The organism is Streptomyces griseiscabiei (assembly GCF_020010925.1).
GTDB lineage: Bacteria > Actinomycetota > Actinomycetes > Streptomycetales > Streptomycetaceae > Streptomyces > Streptomyces griseiscabiei.
In genome coordinates this window covers 306,882-324,482 of record NZ_JAGJBZ010000001.1, presented here as the reverse complement: position 1 = coordinate 324,482, position 17,601 = coordinate 306,882, and the positions used below count along the sequence as shown (strand labels likewise).

The 17,601-nt window shown below is 72.6% G+C and carries 17 protein-coding genes; 13 read left to right on the top strand and 4 right to left on the bottom strand.

Going from position 1 to position 17,601, the window contains the following annotated elements:
* Positions 1-141 precede the first annotated feature (141 nt).
* The 8 genes from J8M51_RS01330 to J8M51_RS01295 all read left to right on the top strand — a co-directional run bounded on the left by J8M51_RS01330 (position 142) and on the right by J8M51_RS01295 (position 7,813).
* Positions 142-1,758 carry a bifunctional 3-(3-hydroxy-phenyl)propionate/3-hydroxycinnamic acid hydroxylase gene (locus tag J8M51_RS01330; protein ID WP_267299279.1) on the top strand — a complete coding sequence of 539 codons (1,617 nt, stop codon included), beginning with the start codon at positions 142-144 and terminating at the stop codon, positions 1,756-1,758.
* 8 nt (positions 1,759-1,766) lie between these two features.
* Positions 1,767-2,645, top strand: a complete 879-nt coding sequence (locus J8M51_RS01325; RefSeq protein WP_216590050.1) for an alpha/beta fold hydrolase — start codon at positions 1,767-1,769, stop codon at positions 2,643-2,645.
* Positions 2,642-3,655 carry a VOC family protein gene (locus J8M51_RS01320; RefSeq protein ID WP_086763181.1) on the top strand — a complete coding sequence of 338 codons (1,014 nt, stop codon included), beginning with the start codon at positions 2,642-2,644 and terminating at the stop codon, positions 3,653-3,655. Before J8M51_RS01325 ends, J8M51_RS01320 begins: the two co-directional genes overlap by 4 nt.
* 83 nt (positions 3,656-3,738) lie before the next feature.
* Complete coding sequence (locus J8M51_RS01315; protein ID WP_086763183.1) at positions 3,739-4,464, top strand: GntR family transcriptional regulator; 726 nt, start codon at positions 3,739-3,741, stop codon at positions 4,462-4,464.
* An 89-nt stretch (positions 4,465-4,553) separates the two neighbouring features.
* Positions 4,554-5,648 (top strand): Ldh family oxidoreductase, encoded by a 1,095-nt coding sequence (locus J8M51_RS01310; protein ID WP_267298905.1) that lies wholly within the window; start codon positions 4,554-4,556, stop codon positions 5,646-5,648.
* The gene (locus J8M51_RS01305) at positions 5,645-5,947 is read left to right on the top strand and encodes a putative quinol monooxygenase (protein WP_216591672.1); all 303 of its coding nucleotides are present in this window, start codon (positions 5,645-5,647) and stop codon (positions 5,945-5,947) included. The genes J8M51_RS01310 and J8M51_RS01305 overlap by 4 nt, the downstream gene beginning before the upstream one ends.
* 22 nt (positions 5,948-5,969) lie before the next feature.
* Positions 5,970-6,404, top strand: a complete 435-nt coding sequence (locus J8M51_RS01300) for a cupin domain-containing protein (RefSeq protein WP_086758898.1) — start codon at positions 5,970-5,972, stop codon at positions 6,402-6,404.
* Positions 6,401-7,813, top strand: coding sequence for an aldehyde dehydrogenase family protein (locus tag J8M51_RS01295; RefSeq protein ID WP_086758900.1), 1,413 nt, complete (start codon positions 6,401-6,403; stop codon positions 7,811-7,813). The genes J8M51_RS01300 and J8M51_RS01295 overlap by 4 nt, the downstream gene beginning before the upstream one ends.
* Positions 7,814-7,849: 36 nt before the next feature.
* On the opposite strand, the gene J8M51_RS01290 is transcribed toward J8M51_RS01295, so the two are convergent.
* A complete protein-coding gene (locus J8M51_RS01290) occupies positions 7,850-8,734 on the bottom strand; it encodes a hypothetical protein (RefSeq protein WP_256965504.1) in 885 nt (294 codons plus the stop codon).
* Between the two features lie 459 nt (positions 8,735-9,193).
* On the opposite strand from J8M51_RS01290, the gene J8M51_RS01285 reads away from it, so the two are divergent.
* From J8M51_RS01285 to J8M51_RS01275, 3 genes are all read left to right on the top strand, one after another.
* Positions 9,194-9,796 carry a sugar O-acetyltransferase gene (locus J8M51_RS01285; protein ID WP_086758901.1) on the top strand — a complete coding sequence of 201 codons (603 nt, stop codon included), beginning with the start codon at positions 9,194-9,196 and terminating at the stop codon, positions 9,794-9,796.
* A gap of 120 nt (positions 9,797-9,916) precedes the next feature.
* Positions 9,917-11,563 carry a serine/threonine-protein kinase gene (locus tag J8M51_RS01280; protein ID WP_267298904.1) on the top strand — a complete coding sequence of 549 codons (1,647 nt, stop codon included), beginning with the start codon at positions 9,917-9,919 and terminating at the stop codon, positions 11,561-11,563.
* 64 nt (positions 11,564-11,627) lie between these two features.
* Entirely contained in the window at positions 11,628-13,655 is a 2,028-nt protein-coding gene (locus J8M51_RS01275) for an FHA domain-containing protein (RefSeq protein ID WP_267298903.1), read from the top strand.
* A 73-nt stretch (positions 13,656-13,728) separates the two neighbouring features.
* Here the strand turns inward: J8M51_RS01275 and J8M51_RS01270 are convergent, their stop codons facing one another.
* Together J8M51_RS01270 and J8M51_RS01265 are read right to left on the bottom strand one after the other, a co-directional pair.
* Positions 13,729-14,571, bottom strand: a complete 843-nt coding sequence (locus J8M51_RS01270) for an NAD(P)H-binding protein (protein ID WP_267298902.1) — start codon at positions 14,569-14,571, stop codon at positions 13,729-13,731.
* Positions 14,571-15,035 carry a nuclear transport factor 2 family protein gene (locus J8M51_RS01265; protein WP_267298901.1) on the bottom strand — a complete coding sequence of 155 codons (465 nt, stop codon included), beginning with the start codon at positions 15,033-15,035 and terminating at the stop codon, positions 14,571-14,573. The genes J8M51_RS01270 and J8M51_RS01265 overlap by 1 nt, the downstream gene beginning before the upstream one ends.
* A gap of 106 nt (positions 15,036-15,141) precedes the next feature.
* On the opposite strand from J8M51_RS01265, the gene J8M51_RS01260 reads away from it, so the two are divergent.
* Positions 15,142-16,032: a LysR family transcriptional regulator gene (locus J8M51_RS01260; RefSeq protein WP_086758634.1), complete on the top strand. Its 891-nt coding sequence runs from the start codon at positions 15,142-15,144 to the stop codon at positions 16,030-16,032.
* Between the two features lie 50 nt (positions 16,033-16,082).
* Here J8M51_RS01260 and J8M51_RS01255 read toward each other — a convergent pair whose 3' ends face one another.
* Complete coding sequence (locus tag J8M51_RS01255; protein ID WP_398855326.1) at positions 16,083-16,472, bottom strand: DoxX family protein; 390 nt, start codon at positions 16,470-16,472, stop codon at positions 16,083-16,085.
* Positions 16,473-16,651: 179 nt separating this feature from the next.
* On the opposite strand from J8M51_RS01255, the gene J8M51_RS01250 reads away from it, so the two are divergent.
* Positions 16,652-17,575: an RNA polymerase sigma-70 factor gene (locus J8M51_RS01250; protein WP_179203236.1), complete on the top strand. Its 924-nt coding sequence runs from the start codon at positions 16,652-16,654 to the stop codon at positions 17,573-17,575.
* The last annotated feature ends 26 nt before the right edge of the window (positions 17,576-17,601 follow it).

Sequence of the window (17,601 nt, the reverse complement as noted above, 5' to 3'; positions counted from 1 at the left end):
CGAGCCCCGGCGGCTTCGGCACCGGTCGCCGTCGACGCTTGACCGGCCCCGACGGCCGGATTACCGTAGCGAACATTCCAATTGGAGTGAGCGCTACATCAGCATGCCGACGCAGGACAGTGAGGTGGCCCGGTGAGCCGGATCAGTGCCAGGGGCAGCGCGGGGCCGGGCCTGGGGGAGGGGGCCCGGTCCGGCACGTACGACGTGGCCGTGATCGGCTACGGGCCGACGGGGGTGACCGCGGCGAACCTGCTGGGCGCGCTGGGTCTCAGGGTCGTCGTACTGGAGCGTGACGCCGAGATCTTCTCCCGGGCCCGGGCCATCTCCACCGACGAGGAGGTGATGCGCGTCTGGCAGCGCGTCGGTCTCGCCGACCGGCTGAAGCAGGACATGCTGGCCGAGCGCCGCCTCGACTTCGTCGACGCCAAGGGCCGGGCCTTCCTCAGCGCGCACCCCACCCCGCGCGGCCACGGCCATCCGCCGCAGCTCTTCCTCCACCAGCCGGCCCTGGAGCAGGTCCTGCGCGACGGCGTCGACCGCTATCCCCACGTGGAGGTCCTTCTTCGCCACGAGTGCCTCAGGCTGCGCCAGGAGGCCGACGCCGTGGAGCTGACCGTGCTGGGCACCGCCGACGACTCCGTCCACCGGCTGCGCGCCCAGTACGTGATCGCCGCCGACGGCGGCTCCAGCCTCACCCGGGGGCAGCTGAACATCGGCTACGAGGGGACGACGTACGAGGACCGCTGGGTCGTCGTCGACACCAGGATGATCGAGCCGTGGCCGGACCACGACCGGCTGCGCTTCCGCTGCGACCCGCGGCGCCCCGCGGTCGACTGTCCGACCCCGCTCGACCACCACCGGTGGGAGTTCCCGATCCTGCCCGGCGACGACGAGAAGCAGCTGACCACCCCCGAGGCGATCCACGCGATGGTGGCCGAGTACGGCATCGGCCGGGACCGGATCGAGATCCTGCGGGCCACGGTGTACAGCCACCATGTGCGCTTCGCGGCCCGCTTCCGCGCGGGCAGGGTCTTCCTCGCCGGTGACGCCGCCCACGCCATGCCGCCGTGGATCGGCCAGGGCATGGCCGCCGGTGTGCGCGACGCGGCCAACCTGTGCTGGAAGCTCGCGGCCGTGCTGCGGGGCGAGCTGCCCGAGTCGGTGCTGGACTCCTACGAGACGGAGCGCAAACCGCACGTCAAGGAGGTCACCCGGCGGGCCGTGTTCGTCGGGCGGATCATCACCGAACGGCGCAGGGTGATCACCCGGCCCCGCGACGCCCTGGTCCCGGTGCTGTCCCGTGTACCGGGCTTCACCGACTGGCTGCAGGACTCCCACTGGATACCGGTCGCCCGCTACGCCGACGGCTTCCGGGCCCGCCCGCGCCACCGGGCCACCGGCTCACAGATCCCCCAGCCCCGGGTCACCGGCCCCGACGGCGCGCACGTGCGCCTCGACGACGTGCTCGCCGGCCGCTGGCTGCTGCTGCACGCCGCCTCGGCCACGCCCCAGCCCGCCTGGGACCGCCTCGGCGTGCCCTCGCTCACCGTCACCCCCGCCGGATCCCGCCCCGCCGAGGGCACGGTCGTCGACACCGACGGCGTACTGCGGGCGTGGCTGACCGGGCACCGCGCGGCCACCCTCGTCCTGCGCCCCGACGCGTACGTCTACGCCGCGGCGCCCAAGGGCGGCCGACTCCCGCCGCCCCCCGCCGGATTCACCCCGGCCACCGAGCCCGCCGTCGTCCCCGCCCAGTGAGGAGAGCCATGACCACGTACACCGAACCACCGCCGATGCGGGAGCGTCTCGCCGACGTCGGCGGCCGGCAGATCTTCGTCGCGGAGACGGGCGACCCCGACGCGGCGCCCGTCCTGCTGCTGCACGGCGGCGGCCCGGGCGCGTCCGGCGTCGCCAACTACGCCCGCAACATCGGGGAGTTGGCGAAGGAGTACCGGGTCATCGTCCCCGACCTGCCCGGCTACGGCCGGAGCACGAAGGGAGTCGACGCCTCCGACCCGTTCGGCCACCTCGCGGACGGCATCCGCGGCCTGCTCGACGAACTCGGCCTGGGCAGGGCCCATCTCGTCGGCAACTCCTACGGCGGTGCCTGCGCCCTGCGGCTCGCCCTGGACACCCCCGACCGCGTCGACCGCATGGTCCTGATGGGCCCGGGCGGTATCGGCACCACCCGCGCGCTGCCCACCCCCGGCCTCAACAGCCTGCTCGCCTACTACTCCGGCGACGGCCCCTCCCGGCTGAAACTGGAGAGGTTCGTCCGCACCTACCTGGTCTTCAACGCCGCCGGCGTACCGGACTCGGTGATCGACGCGCGGTACCGGGACAGCGTCGACCCCGAGGTCGTCGCGAGCCCGCCGCTGCGCCGCCCCTCCGGCCCCGGCGCGCCGAAGACCCTGTGGAAGATGGACTTCACCCGTGACAGACGCCTGTCCCGGCTGCCCGTGCCCACGCTGGTGCTGTGGGGCGCCGCCGACAAGGTCAACCGGCCCTCCGGCGGCCGGATGCTGGCCGAGCGCATGCCCGACTGCGACCTCTACACGGTCGCCAACACCGGACACTGGGTGCAGTTCGAGCGCGCCGAGCTGTTCAACGCGCTGTGCGCCGGCTTCCTGGCGGGCCGGCGATGAGGGCCCCGGACACCCCTTCCGTCTTCGGGTCGGTGCACCTCGGCTACCTCGTCATCGAGACCGACCGCTTCACCGACTGGCGGCGCTTCGGCGCCGAGGCCATCGGCATGCACCACGACGCCCTGGACCGGAACCACATGCGGTTCCGTCTGGACGACCACACGTGCCGCTTCCTGTTCCGGCGGGGACCCGCCGAGGACGTCGTCGTCACCGGCTGGCACCTGGACGACCACAGCACGTTCGAGCGGATCGAGGCCAGGGTGCGCGCCCACGGCGTCCCCGTCGTCCGGGGCACCGACGACGAGGCGGCCCTGCGCGGCGTCGAACGGCTGCTGCGCTTCCCCGGCCCCAAGGGCATCACCCAGGAGATCTACACCACTCCGGTGCGGACGGCCGCGCCCCTGTCCATGCTCAACTCGGCGTTCGTCACCGGCGCCTCGGGCATGGGCCATGTGGCGATCACCTCGACCAGACCGGAACGGCTGCGCGGCTACTTCGCCACGGTCTTCGACGCCCGGCTGACGGACTACATCGACGAGACCATCAGCGGCGTCAAGCTCAGGATCCGCTTCCTGCGGGTGAACGAGCGCCACCACTCCATCGCCGTCGCCGCGGTCCGGGGCCTGCCGATCGACCCGGTCCGCACCCGCGTCCAGCACCTCAACACCGAGGTCGCGAACCTCGACGACCTCGCCCGCGGCTACGAACGCGTCCACGCGCTCGGCTTCGACATGGCCCTGTCCGTCGGACAGCACACCAACGACAAAGAGCTGTCGTACTACGCCCGTACGCCCTCGGGCTTCGAATGGGAGGTGGGCTGGAACCCGATCGTCATCGACGAGACCACCTGGGAACCCACCACCCACCAGGGCATCAGCGTCTGGGGTCACCTGCCGGTCGGCCGGACGATCATCGACAAGCTCGACCAGTTCCGGCTGGGCGCGCGCTCACTGGCCCGGCCGGAGGTCACGGTCCGCGCGCTGAGCGGCGCCGGAATCCCCGACGACTGACGGGCTCCCGCCGGTCGGGGCCCTCCACGCGCGGCCGCACGCTACGCTGTATACAGCGTAGCGTGCGGCCGACGAGGAGATTCATGGCCCGGGTGACTGGCAAGAGCGAGGCGGTCTACGAGCGGCTGAAGGGCGACATCGAGTCGCTGCGGCTGCGACCGGGCGCCAAGCTGGGCGAGGTGCAGCTGGGCGAGGAGCTGGGAGCCTCGCGGACGCCTGTGCGGGAGGCGATCCGCCGGCTCGCGGCGGAGGGGCTGGTCGACTTCGTCCCCGGTGAGGTGGCCCGCGTCGCCGCGATCTCGCTGGGCGGGGTCCGCGCGCTCTTCGAGTTCCGGATGCTGCTGGAGCCCCGGGCCGCCGCGTCGGTCGCGACGGCGGGGGCCGCCGACGAGCGGTCGCTGGTGCCGTTCCGTGAACTGCTGGCCCGTCTGGAGGAGTTCGACGAATCCTTCCGGGCGCTGGACGCGACCGCGCAGTCCGGGTCGTACCAGGAGTTCTACGAGGTCACCGAGGGCTTCGACCAGGCGGTCATCGCCACGTGCCCCAACCCCTACCTCGCCCGCACCATCCGTGATCTGCGCAGCCAGACCGTACGGCTGCGGCACATCTCCCACAGCGGGCCGCGCCGGATGCTGACCTCGCTGGAGGAGCACCGCGCGATGCTGAAGGCGATCACCAAGGGCGACGCCCACGCGGCGGAGGCGGCCTCCCGCCACCATCTCGCGCAGACCCAGCACGCTCTCATCGACGGTCTGACCAGCCAGGATCTGTACCTCGGCGGAGGCATGCAGGTGGACATCACCGGCTGAGCCCCCGCTCTCCGACTGTGGCTTCGCGGTATCGCTTGATGTATACAGAGATGGATACGAAGCTGGATACAGAGAAGTGAGGAGGTCCCATGCCGCACACCGTCGGTGCCGCCGATCTGCTGGACTTCGCCGCCGCCTCGACGCAGGCGCACGGCGTCCCGCCCGTGGACGCCCGGCTGCTCGCGGACACCCTGGTGACCGCCGAACTGTGGGGGCATCCCTCGCACGGCATGCTGCGGCTGCCCTGGTACCTGGACCGGCTGCGGAGCGGGGCGACCGCCGCCGTCGCCGCGCCGGACATCGTGACCGACAACGGCGCCGTGCTGGTGGTCGACGGCCGTGACGGTCTCGGCCAGGTGCTCACCGCGCGCGCGGTGACCTGGGGCGTGGAGCGGGCGCGGGCGCACGGGATCAGTGCGGTGGCCGTGCGGAACTCCGGGCACTTCGGAACCGCCGCGTACTTCACGCGCCGCGCCGCCGAGCAGGGCTGCGTCGCCCTGCTGGCCACCAACGCGAGCCCGGCGATGGCCCCTTGGGGCGGCCGGGAGAAGCGGGTGGGCACCAACCCCTGGTCGATCGCCGCCCCCGGCGGCCGGTACGGCACCGTCGTCATGGACATCGCCAACACGGCGGTCGCGCGGGGCAAGATCTACCACGCGAAGGAGCGGGGCGAGCCGATCCCCGAGGGCTGGGCGGCGGACCCGGACGGCGTACCGACCACCGACCCCCGCCGGGCCGTGGAGGGCCTGATCCTGCCCATGGCCGGTCACAAGGGCTACGCCATCTCCTTCATGTTCGACGTCCTCGCCGGCGTCCTCACCGGCAGTGCCTTCGGCACGGGCGTGACCGGCCCGTACGCCCCCGAGGGCCGCAGCGGCGTCGGCCATCTCCTGCTGTGCGTGGACATCGCGGCGCTGGCCGAACCGGCCGAGTTCGGGCGGCGGATGGAGGCCCTGATCGAGGAGACGAAGAACACGCCCGTCGCCCCCGGCACGGCGGAGATCCTCGTGCCAGGTGAGCCGGAGATCCGTACCGCCGAGCGGCTGCGCGCCGAGGGGATCACGCTCGCCGACGGCACCTGGACCGCCCTCGCCCGGATCGCCGAGGCCACCGCCGTCCCCCTGCCCACCCCCGTAGCCCCGCCCGCCCCCGTGCACCCCACCCACCAGGAGCCGCCCGCATGATCGCGCTGACCGTGTCCCTCCAGGTCGTCCCGGGCCACCGTGACGCCTTCCTCGCCGCCATCGAGGCGAACGCCGCACGCTCGTTCACGGACGAGCCCGGCTGCCGCTCCTTCGACGTCGTCTGCGACCTGGCCGACGACCACCACTTCGTCTTCCACGAGATCTACGACGACGAGGCCGCCGTCGACGCGCATCGCGCGGCTCCGCACTTCAAGGACTGGCGGGAGGCGGCGGCGCGGTACGTCGTCCCCGGCAGCCAGGTCAACACGCTCTCCCGCCGCCTGTTCCACCACTCCTGACCCGCCGAACGGAGCCGCTCTCATGTGCACCCAGCCCGCGGAGCCCCACCTGCTCATCCACCCCGACAACGTCGAACGCTTCGACCGCGGCGGGGGAGTGGCCACCCTCCCCTATGTGGGGAAATGGAACTCCGAGCAGGCGCTCATCACCACCGGCCAGACCGTGTTCCAGCCCGGCACGGGTCTGCCCCTGCACAGCCACAACGTCGAGGAGTCCGTCCTGATCCTGGAGGGCGCGGCGACCGCCGAGATCGACGGCGAGTTCTTCGACCTGGAGCCCGGCCAGGCCACCTGGGTCCCGGCGGGCGTCCCGCACCGGTTCTTCAACCGGGGCGAGGGCGTCCTGCGGATCTACTGGGTCTACGGCGGCCGGGACGTCACCCGCACCATCACCGCCACCGGCGAGACCTTCGCGCACCTCTCCGAACACGACAAGGGAGGCGCGGCCACCTCATGAGCACCGGCATCGACACCCCCACCACGACCGTCGTCCGTACCCTCGACCCCACCACCGGCCGACCCGTCGCGACCTACGACGCCTGGGACGCCGGACGCGTCGAGGCCGCCGTCGAGCGCGCCCATGACGCCGCCCGCGCCTGGGCCCGGGTACCGCTCGCCGAACGGGCCGCCCGCATCGCCCGGCTGGCCGGTGTCCTGCGTGAGCACGAGGACCGCCTCGCGCGGCTGGTCACCACCGAGATGGGCAAACCGATCGGGGAGGCGGCGGGCGAGGTGGAGAAGTCGGCGGTCACCGCCGAGCACTACGCCACGCACGGCCCCGGCATCCTGGCCGACGAACAGGTCGACGTGGGCGAAGGCGCACGGGCCTGGGTGGCGTACGAGCCCCTCGGGCTGGTCCTGGCCGTCATGCCGTGGAACTTCCCCGTCTGGCAGGTCATGCGCTGCGCGATCCCGTCCCTCCTGGCGGGCAACGGTGTGCTGCTCAAGCACGCCTCCAACGTCACCGGCGGCGCGCTCGCCCTCCAGGACCTCTTCGTCGAGGCGGGCTTCCCCGAACACCTCGTCACCGCGCTGGTGATCGCCGACACGGACGTGCCCGAGGTGATCGCCCGGCTCGTCGAGGACGACCGGATCGCCGCCGTCACCCTCACCGGCAGCAACCGGGCGGGCGCGGCCGTCGGCGCGGCGGCCGGGCGCGCGGCGAAGAAGTCCGTGCTGGAGCTGGGAGGTTCGGACGCCTTCGTCGTCCTCGACGACGCCGACGTGGAGCGGGCCGCCGAGGCGGCGGTGAGGGCCCGCTTCACCAACTCCGGTCAGAGCTGTGTGTGCGCCAAGCGGTTCATCGTGGCCGAGGCGGTCGCGGACGCCTTCACCGAGGCGTTCGTCCGCCGTGTCGAGGCGCTGCGGGTCGGCGATCCCCTCGACCTCGCCACCCAGGTCGGCCCGCTCGCCCGCGACGACCTGCGCACCGCCGTCGCCCGCCAGGTACGGGAGTCGGTCGCGGCCGGTGCGCGCCTGCTCACCGGCGGCGCGCCGCTTCCCGGCGACGGCAGCTTCTTCCGACCGACCGTCCTCGCCGGCACCGGCCCCGGCATGCCCGCCTTCGACGAGGAGACCTTCGGCCCGCTGGCCGCCCTCACCGTCGCCCGCGACGACGACGATGCCGTACGGCTCGCCGACGCCACCGTCTACGGACTGGGCCTGAGCGTGTGGACGTCCGACCCCGCACGGGGCGTCGCCCTGGCCCGGCGCGTCACCACCGGCGCCGCCTTCGTCAACGCCGTCGTCGCCTCCGACCCCCGGCTGCCCTTCGGCGGCACCAAACGCAGCGGCCACGGCCGCGAACTGGCCGCCGCGGGCATCCGAGAGTTCACCAACACCCGCACGTACTGGGTCAGCCCCTGACGCACGGGCCCCCGCTCCGCCCCCTGGACCCGCCCGTCACTCCCCGACGGACGGGCCCGGGCGCCCCACGCTCTCGCGCTCGGCCGCGATCCGGCTCCGCCAGACGTGCACCGTGTTGGGCACCTCGGGGTGATCGAGGAGCCAGAGGACATGGCCGGCATGGAGTCGTGCCCAGGAGGCGTCGGACCGGGAGGCGGCTCCCAGCGTGGCGCGCAGAGCCTCACCGTCGACGGCCCGCGCGACCCGCACGTACTCGCGGTCCTTGCAGCGGTAGGGCCTGCGCACGACGATCCCGACCAGCTCGACGAGCCGCGTCCTGACCGGCTCGCCGTGACCGGGGACCGCCAGGTCCCGGACGAGGCCCTGCTTCGTGCCCCAGTGCTTGGCATGGCGAGTCCACTCCTGCGGACACCTCGCCTCCCATTCCAGGAAGAGGAGCGCGTAGGGCAGGCCCGGCCAGGTCCTGATGTCCCCGAGCGGGCGGTTCCACAACGCGTTGGGCAGTGCGTACCTGCCGGCTTCGACGTACCTCTCATGCGCCCGGAGGAAGGACGGATCCCGCCACCGCTCCCGTCCGCCGAGCGGCCCGGTCAGGCGCCATACCTCGTTGAACCGGCCAAGAGCATCCCGCACGTCCCTCTGGACGGCGGCAAGACGGTCCAGCGCCACGGCGCGTTCGGCGGGGTCGTCGGCCATCAGCCCGGACGCCCAGCCGAGCCGCGCGTCCCACGCGTGCGCGTCATCGGCGCTCGCACCCGCGCCCGTATGCGCGTCCGTACCCGCGTCCGCCGACTTCGTCATGCGGGAGATCATCTCCCGGCCGCGGGACCGGCCGCCCGCCGGTCCCGCGTACGGTCCGTCGGCGAACCGGGGCAGCAGCGAGACCATCCTGCTGGCGTCCCGGGCGATCAACACGTCCACGTGGCACACGAGTTGGGGACGGCCCCGGTGCGCGGTCCCCGATCCCGACCTGCCCAGGCCGACGCGATCGCGCCAGACCCACTCCCCCGTGCGCAGATCGAGGCCCGACAGATCCCCGGACGGGCGAGGAAGCAGACGACCCGCCGCTTCTCCGAGACCACCGGAGCGGCGATGCCGTTGGCCATGCTGTCGGCGGAGTCCTGATCGGGCATCTCGAAGCCCACCTGGCTGGTCCACAGGGTTCTTCCCGTGTCAGGGAGACGGCGGCGGCCTCGCCCTGCCAGGTCTTCATCAGCGCGATCCGCAGCAGATCCTCCGCGGCATGCCGGTCCCCGCGCCGCCCGGCGCGGACCAGGGCTCATGATGCCTGCACGGTGCACGTAGGCTCTGGGCGCGCGGTCGGCCGTGGTCGCGCCGGGCCGGCGCCCGAGACGAACGGACGGAAGGGAAAGCCCCGTTGTGACGGATGCGCACGAGGAAGAAGTCCTGGCTCGGATCGCCGAGGGGCTCGTCTACACGGAGTCGGAGGCGGCCTTCCAGGCCTCTCGCCGCCGTACGGAGCAGATCTTCGCGTACAACCACACACCTCCGGGCGAAGCGGAGAAACGCCGGGCGCTGCTCGTCGCGATCCTCGGCTCGGTCGGTGCGCGCACCGTGCTGCTGCCGCCGTTCCACGCCGGGTTCGGCAGCAACGTCCACATCGGGGACGACTTCTTCGGGAACGTGAACCTCACGTTCGTCGACGACGTGGACATCCGTATCGGCGACGGCGTCATGATCGCTCCCAGCGTGACACTGACCACGACAGGACATCCCGTGCACCCGTCACGGCGCACCGACTTCGCGCGATTCTCCGAGCCGATCGTGATCGAGGACAAGGTGTGGATCGGCAGCAACGCGGTGGTCCTGCCCGGTGTTCGGATCGGCTACGGGTCGGTCATCGGCGCCGGCAGCGTCGTCAGCCGTGACATACCCCCGATGACCGTCGCCCTCGGAACACCCTGCCGCGTGGTCCGCTCCATCACCGACGAGGACCTCACCACACGTACCGCCGGACATTAGCGGGCCTCGGCCCGCTGGTCCCGGGTGCGAGGCCCGGCCATAATCGACGGGGCGGCGGGGCAAGGCTGTGAGAGGTCGCCGCCGCGGCCGGCGGTTCGCGGAGACAGGGAGTTGACCCCTATGCCCCACCAGGACGCGGCCTCGCCGGACGGCGGGGGCGAACGGCTGGTCGCCGGCCGGTACCGGCTCCTGTCCGTGCTCGGCGCGGGCGGCATGGGCACGGTGTGGCGCGCCTTCGACGAGGTGCTGCGCCGGGAGGCGGCGGTCAAGGAGGTCCGGGCCGCCGCGGACCTGCCCGCGGATCGCGGCGCGCGGCTCTCCGCCCGTCTGGAGCGGGAGGCGTGGGCGGCGGCACGGGTCAACGCCCGTGGGGTGGTGTCCGTCTACGACGTCGTCACCTTCGACGGCCGGCCCTGGATCGTCATGGAACTGGTCCGCGGCAGGTCGCTGGCCGATGTGATCGGCTCCGGGGGCGCCCTGCCGCCGAAGGAGGCCGCGCGGATCGGCGTCGAGGTCCTGGCGGCGCTGCGCGCGGCACACGGCGCGGGAGTGCTGCACCGCGACGTGAAGCCGGCCAATGTCCTGCTCGCCGACGAGGGCCGGGTCGTCCTGACCGACTTCGGGATAGCCACGGTGGAGGGCGACACTCCGCTGACGATGACCGGCGAGGTCGTCGGCTCACCCGAGTACGTGGCGCCGGAGCGGGCGTTGGGCCGGACCCCGGGGGCCGCGTCCGACCTGTGGTCGCTGGGCGCGCTGCTCTACATGGCCGTGCAGGGCCGTTCGCCGTTCCGCCGGACGACGGCTCTGGACACGCTGCGCGCCATCGTCGACGACGAACTCCCGCCACCGCACCGGGCCGGGCCGCTCACGCCGGTCATCGAGGGGCTGCTGCGCAAGGACCCCGGGCAGCGGATGACGGCGGAGGAGGCCGGGCGTGAACTGAGCCTGATCGCGGGGGAGTCGCCGGTTCCGGCGCGGGCGGACACCGCCACCGGGACCACGGCCGCGACGACCGATCCAGGGACCGCGGCCGTGACCGTGACCGTGACCTCGGCCCCGGACGCCGTCACGGTCACGGACACCCCCGGGGCCACCGACGCCGTCACGGACATGGTGACCGTCGGCGTCATCGCGGCGCCGGAGACCGGGCCGGCTCCCGTGGCCGTACCCGCGCCCCTCGGGGTGTTCGGCCCGCCCCCCGACGCGGCGGCGTTCGGACCGTCGGGCACGGCGCCCGACCCCCGCCCCGACCCCGGCGCCGGGCCCGCCCCCACCCCCGGGCGGCGCCACCCCCGCCGTACCGCGTACCTGATGGGAGCGGCGGCGGCCGTGCTGGTCCTGCTCGGCGGCGGGTTGACGTACGCCCTAGTGGGCCGCGACGGCGAGGAGGGGACGGGGACCGGCGGGAGCGCGTCGCGACCCGTGTCCGTGACGGTGACGGGCGGCGCGACCACCTACGACGGGAGCTGCCCGCCGACGGAGGACCGGGCGCCGTGGTTCACCGCGACGTTCACGACGTCCCAACGGCCCGTCCAGTTCTCCTACCGGTGGGTCTCGGAGAACGGGGCGGTGACGGACCGCGCGTGGCGGACTCTGGCGTTCCGGGAGGGCGACGCCACCACCAAGAAGGAGACGGTGCGGCTGACGACGTACGCGCGGGAGGGGACGCTGCGCGGCGGGATGGCCGTGGAGATCCGTTCGCCGTTCGACGCCAAGTCCAACTCCGTTGCTTTTTCGCTGACTTGCCGATCGAACAGTGAGTGATACGGCGCCACACCGTACATAATCGACCTAATCGAACTGACGTGGCCTCCCCTAAGGAGTTTCCGTGCTGTCGGTCATAGTGGGACGCGGCGGACCCTTCGCCGGTCAGAGCGTGGTCCTCGGCGACACTCCGCTCACGTTCGGCCGCAAGAGCGACAACGACGTCATCATCGTCAGCGTCAGCGCCTCCCGGTTCCACGCCGAGATCGTCACGGAGAACGGCGTGTACGTCTTGCGCGACCGCGACAGCAGGAACGGAACGTACGTCAACGACCTGCGCGTCACCCGGCACGAGCTGACGCCCGGCGACGTCATCCGCATCGGCGACGAGACCTTCCTGTTCGAGACGCAGGAGGCGGTGGAGACGGTCATGGACCTCTCCCAGCTCGCCCTGCCCCGTGCCGACGCCGTCGCCAACCCGGGCGTGCTGCGGGTCACGGTCACCGGCGGCGGTCCGGTCGGCCTCGCCTTCGCGCTGCTGCTGGAGGAGGCACTCCCGGGGCGGGTCTCGGTCACCGTCCACGACGGCCGGTGGGTCCGCAGCGGCACCTCCGTGGTCTGGAAGGACGAGACCCAGGGCAACGTCCGCCGCCAGCAGGTCGTCACCGTCCAGAGCCGGCAGTATCTGGCCCTGACGGAGGAGATCCGGGCGACGCTGTTCGGGGACGGCGGCCAGTTCTCCGAGATGTGGCCGCTGGGCCCCGACTCCGTCGACGGACGCCCGCCCCGCAACATCCGGATCGCCTACATCGAGGACCGGCTGCTGGAGCTGGCGGGCAGCAAGCCCGCGATCCGGCTGGTGCCCAAGAAGTTCGACCCGGTGGAACAGGGGCACCTCGTCGCCCGCGACCATGTGCTGGTGATCTGCGAGGGCGGCCGGTCCCGCACCCGCGAGCATTTCGCCGACCGCTTCGGCGCGGCCGACGCCACCATCTACTCCCTCGACGGGGAGCACCTCCAGGACGTCATCCTGGGCCTGCGGGTCAAGTCCCGGCTCACGGACCCGATGAGCGTGCTCCTGACGGTGGCGCAGAACCGGTTCCTGCTCAACTCGCTGCGCGGCGAGGGCTTCCTGAACATGCGCCTGACCCGTGAGGAGGCGCGTGCCGTCATCGGGATCGACCCGGTGCGGCAGGTCTTCGAGGAGTGCATCGCCGCCCGGCCGTGTGTGATGAGCCGGCACGAGGACAACGAGTTCGTCTGCCCGACGCACGGGACGCTGTTCCTGCCGGCGCTGCTGCGGAGTTCGCCGCTGTGGAAGCGGATCCAGGAAGGACTGCGGCTGTTCGGCGTCGACGAGGACGACCTCAGCGCGATCACGTCGTTCCGGCTCGACATGGTGCAGCGCCCGCGGTTCACCGCCCAGCTCACCCGCCCCGCCGCCGACCGCCCCGGGACGTACGGCTTCCTGCTGGGCGACGCGGCCAACGCCATCCACTTCTGGCCCGGCCGCGGTCTGAACAGCGGCCTCGCCTCGGCCGTCTCCCTGGCCCGCTCCCTCAGCCGCGTCTGGCGCGGACGCCCGCTGCGGGACGCGGACTTCATCCGGCACGAGGCCGCGATGTCGATGCTGCAGTACCGCCACAAGAGCCGCGCGTGGAACGCGATGGTCACGACCGACGAGCGAGGCGTCACCCGGGCGATCAAGGACATCATCGACCGCAGCATGGAGACCCCGGGAGGCCCGGCGGCCGGAGCCGCCGGATCGGCAGTCCGGTCCGCCGGGTCCGCCGGGTCCGCCCGGTCCGCCGGGGGCGCTGGAGTCGCTGTGGGCTCAGCGTCCTCGGGGGCCACGGAGTCCGACCTGGAGATCCTGCTGGACCGTATGCGGTCCATCCGCGAGCGCCTCGCGGAACGCCTGCCGGGCCTGCCCGACGACGAGGAACTCCGTTCCCATCTGGCCGCGTTGGCCCCCGCGACCCTGCGGACGCTCCAGGAGAGCGGCGCGTGGGACACCCTGATCGTCGGCGGCGAGGAAGCGGACATCGACATCTTCTACCAGCAGGACGCCCCGGTCTTCGTCCCCGCCACCCCCCGCGCGACCGACCAGCTCCCCGACCCCCGCACCTCGGCCATCCTGGGCCCGGCCTGACATGACGGTCTGACCCGTGGGCCTGTCACGACGGCCCGACACGCCCTGCCACGGCGGCCCGCCGCGCCGCGCGTCAGCCGCCGAAGGCGGGTGCGTTGTCGCGCGCCCAGTCCGCGAAGGTGCGCGCGGGCCGGCCGAGGAGCTCCGCCACGGTGCCGGTGGTGGGCCCGGGGCGGCGGGCGTAGTCGGCCAGGGAGCCGAGCAGCCGGTCGGGGACCTCCTCGGGCAGCCCCTGCGCGAGCATGCCCTGCCGTACACGCTCCGGCGGGAGTTCCTGGAAGGACAGGGCCCTCCCGAGGGCGGCGCCGATGAGGTGGGCCTTCTCGATCTGGTCCAGCGACTGCGGCCCGGTCAGCGTGTGGACCGCCCCCGGGGGAAGGCCGCCGGTGAGGGCGCGTACGGCGACCGCCGCGACGTCGGCCTCGTGGACGGGGGAGGTGGCCGCCCGGCCGTAGGCGCCCCGCACCACGTCACCGGACCTGATCTGCGGGGCCCAGGCCAGCGCGTTGGCCGCGAAGTCGGCCAGCCGCAGCACCGTCCAGTCCAGCCCCGAGCCTCGGACGAGCTCCTCGGCGTGCCGGAACCGCGCGGCGAAACGGGCTTCCCCCGCCGGATACTCCACGGTGGTGGCCGACAGCAGCACCACCCGCCGTACCCCCTGCTCGACGGCGAGCCGCAGGAGTTCCCCGAGTCCCGGACCCGTGGCACGGGGACTGATCTGCAGGGCCTCCACCCCCTTCAGCGCCCCCTCGATCCACTGGGGGCGGAACAGGTCGCCGCTGACGGCCGCGACACCGTCCGGGAGGGCGGCCGAGCCGGGACCGCGGGTGACGGCGGAGACGTCCGCGCCCTCCCGCAGCAGCAGGCCCATCACCTGACGTCCGACGACGCCGTTGGCTCCGGTGATCAGGATCATCACAGTGCTCCTTGGTTCGATGCCGGGCTCACGGGCGGTGCGCCCGTGAGCGGGGTGGAGTCGAGGTATCTGACCTCGTAGACCCGTTCGCTGAACTTCCAGCCGTCGGACGTGCGCCGGTAACGGTCGTGGTAGATGGCGTGGTTCAGATGTGAGCCGCCGTCGCGCATCCGCCCGAACTCCTGGACGTACCCGCGGCCGGCCGCCGTGTCGCCGTCCAGCCGGACGATGCCGGCATGGACGTTCTGCACGAAGAACTCCCAGAGCCCCTGCCCCCACTCGATCCCCGCGCGGATCTCCTCGCGGCCCACGAACTCCCTGCCGATGTGCGGCCAGCGCATGACACCGTCGGGTGTGAACAGCGAGGCCACCCGGTCGAAGTCGCGCATCGTCACCGCGTCGGTGACCTCGGCCCGCAACTCCTGGATCTCGAAGCGATCGACGACGGCCGGCGCAGCGCTCATGGGGTTTCCCTGCCTTGTCGTAGCGGGTGATGTGTTCAGCATCGACGCAGGTCAGACGCGGAACAAGGTAGAGTCCGTGGGGCTGTTCATAACGCGGGGGTTATGCATGGAGCTGCGGGACATCGAGATCTTCCTGACCCTGGCCGAGGAGCTGCACTTCGGCCGCACCGCCGATCGGCTCCATGTGTCCCAGGCCCGCGTCAGCCAGGCCATCCGCAGACAGGAACGCAGCCTCGGCGTCACCCTGTTCGACCGCACCAGCCGGCGCGTGGCCCTGACCCCGGTCGGCCGCCGCCTGCGCGAGGACCTCCAGCAGGCCGTCGACCTCCTCCACGCGGGACTCGCCCGCGCCCAGGCGGCCGGTCCGGGTGCGGGCCGGACCCTCCGGCTGGGCGTCTTCGGCCACGCCGGACACGAACTGCGGCCCCTCGTCGACGCGTTCCGCGCCCGCCACCCCGGCAGCGACATCGAGTTCGGCGAGATCAACGGCAACGACGCGTTCACCGCCCTGCGCGCCGGAGAGCACGACGCACATGTGCTGTGGCTGCCCGTCGCCGAACCGGACCTCACCGTCGGACCCACCGTCCTCACCGGAGGGCGTGTGCTGGCCGTGTCCGCGGACCATCCGCTCGTCCGACGCGGCGCCGCCTCCGTGGAGGACCTGGCCGACAACCACGTCGTCGACCTCGGCCCCGACGCCCCCGAGTACTGGGTGGCCGCCATGGTCCCCGTCCGCACCCCGCTCGGCCGCCGCATCCCCCGGGGGCCCGCCGCGCGGACGTTCCACGAGATCCTGTCCCTGGTCGCCGCGGGACGCTGTGTCCACCCGCTCGGCGAAGTGGCCGCCCGCTACAACAAGCCCCCCGGCATCGTGTTCCTGCCCCTCCACGACGCCCCCACCCTCGAATGGGCACTCACCTGGCGCACCACCGCCGACAGCCCCACCCTCCGCGCCCTCGCCCGGACCGCCGCCGATCTCGGCCCCGTCGCACTGTGACGCCGGCGACGGACGGCGCCCCGGCGACGGGCTCACGCGGGCCCGGCGGGTCATCCGGTGAAGGACTCGGGGCCCAAGCGGCCCCACACCAGGAAGAGAGCCAGGACGAGGTAGACCAGATCGCCGGTGACGGTCGCTCTCTCGCCACGGCGAAGACGCATGGTCAGCGCGCCGGTGAACAACAACACCAGTCCGCCGGCGGCCAGCGGCACGAGAACCGGCGCGACACCGAGCACGGCGGGCAGGATCAGGCCCGCCGCGGCCAGGAGTTCGACCGCGCCGACGGCCCTGAGCGCACGGGGATCGAAGTCCTCGACCCATCGGGTGGCGCTGCCGCCCGAGGCGGCCAGTTTCTCCTTGGGCACGAACATCTTGGAGCTGCCGATCAGACAGACGGCGGCCAACAGTCCGGCGACGATCCAGAGGGCGAGGTCCATCATCGGCTCCTTGGTCGGGGATTGCCTGCTCCCCTGGGACGAGACGGCCGCTCCGCCTGTGACACCTGCGAACATCCGAGTGCGTGCGGACGCGGATCTCCCGCGCCCGTGTCACAGGGCGCCTGCCCGTCTCGTCCCAGGGGGAGTGGACACCGGTGAGGTCCGAGCAAGGAGGACGCGACGTGAACAAGGTGGAGGAGTTCGAGGAGCTACGGCCCCTGCTGTTCTCGATCGCCTACCGGATGCTGGGCAGCGTGAGCGAGGCCGAGGACGCGGTGCAGGAGACATGGCTGCGTTTCGACGGCTCGACGACCGTTCCCAGGTCGGTCAAGGCGTTTCTGTCCGCCACGGTGACGCGGATCGCGATCGACGTGCTGCGTTCCGCGCGGGTGCGGCGGGAGGAGTACGTGGGCCCGTGGTTCCCCGAGCCACTGCTGAGCGATCCGTACCAGGATCCGGCGCGCTCGGCGGAGCTGGCCGACTCGGTGTCCATGGCGGCGCTGCTGCTTCTGGAGCGGCTCAGCCCGCTGGAGCGGTCGGTGTTCGTGCTGCGGGAGGTGTTCGGCTTCGGGTTCGACGACATCGCCTCGGCGGTGGGACGTTCGGAGGCGGCCTGCCGGCAGTTGCTGGTGCGGGCACGGCGGCACATGAAGGCGGGCCGGCCACGGTTCGAGGCGGACCGACAGGAGCGGCAGGAACTGGCGGCGCGGTTCTTCGACGCCCTGCGCGAAGGCGACGTCTCCGGGCTGCGGGATCTGCTCGCCGCCGACGTTCAGTTGGTCGGGGACGGCGGTGGCAAGGCCCCGCAGCTGGCCCGGGCCGTCAGCGGCGCCGACAATGTGGCCCGGCTGCTGGCCGCCGTCTTCCCGCGGATGGCCCGGATCGACGTGACGTTCGAACAGCATGAGGTCAACGGCCAGCCCGGCGCCCTCTTCCGCGACCGGGACGGCAAGATCCTCCATACCCTGGCCCTCGACATGCTCGACGGGCGGATCCAGGCCATCCGGTCGGTGATCAACCCCGACAAGCTCGGGCACCTGGGGCCGGTCGCCGACGCCTGGGCCATCGACGGCGAGGTGAAACGGACCCGCCCACGGACGACCTGACTCCGCGCGGGACAGCCGTAGGGTTG

What these genes read in the sequence shown, in the direction of transcription:
- J8M51_RS01325 (WP_216590050.1), top strand. Translation starts at nt 1,767, where the DNA reads ATGACCACGTACACCGAACCACCGCCGATGCGGGAGCGTCTCGCCGAC.
- J8M51_RS01320 (WP_086763181.1), top strand. Translation starts at nt 2,642, where the DNA reads ATGAGGGCCCCGGACACCCCTTCCGTCTTCGGGTCGGTGCACCTCGGC.
- J8M51_RS01315 (WP_086763183.1), top strand. Translation starts at nt 3,739, where the DNA reads ATGGCCCGGGTGACTGGCAAGAGCGAGGCGGTCTACGAGCGGCTGAAG.
- J8M51_RS01310 (WP_267298905.1), top strand. Translation starts at nt 4,554, where the DNA reads ATGCCGCACACCGTCGGTGCCGCCGATCTGCTGGACTTCGCCGCCGCC.
- J8M51_RS01305 (WP_216591672.1), top strand. Translation starts at nt 5,645, where the DNA reads ATGATCGCGCTGACCGTGTCCCTCCAGGTCGTCCCGGGCCACCGTGAC.
- J8M51_RS01300 (WP_086758898.1), top strand. Translation starts at nt 5,970, where the DNA reads ATGTGCACCCAGCCCGCGGAGCCCCACCTGCTCATCCACCCCGACAAC.
- J8M51_RS01295 (WP_086758900.1), top strand. Translation starts at nt 6,401, where the DNA reads ATGAGCACCGGCATCGACACCCCCACCACGACCGTCGTCCGTACCCTC.
- J8M51_RS01280 (WP_267298904.1), top strand. Translation starts at nt 9,917, where the DNA reads ATGCCCCACCAGGACGCGGCCTCGCCGGACGGCGGGGGCGAACGGCTG.
- J8M51_RS01270 (WP_267298902.1), bottom strand. Translation starts at nt 14,571, where the DNA reads ATGATCCTGATCACCGGAGCCAACGGCGTCGTCGGACGTCAGGTGATG.
- J8M51_RS01265 (WP_267298901.1), bottom strand. Translation starts at nt 15,035, where the DNA reads ATGAGCGCTGCGCCGGCCGTCGTCGATCGCTTCGAGATCCAGGAGTTG.
- J8M51_RS01260 (WP_086758634.1), top strand. Translation starts at nt 15,142, where the DNA reads ATGGAGCTGCGGGACATCGAGATCTTCCTGACCCTGGCCGAGGAGCTG.
- J8M51_RS01255 (WP_398855326.1), bottom strand. Translation starts at nt 16,472, where the DNA reads ATGATGGACCTCGCCCTCTGGATCGTCGCCGGACTGTTGGCCGCCGTC.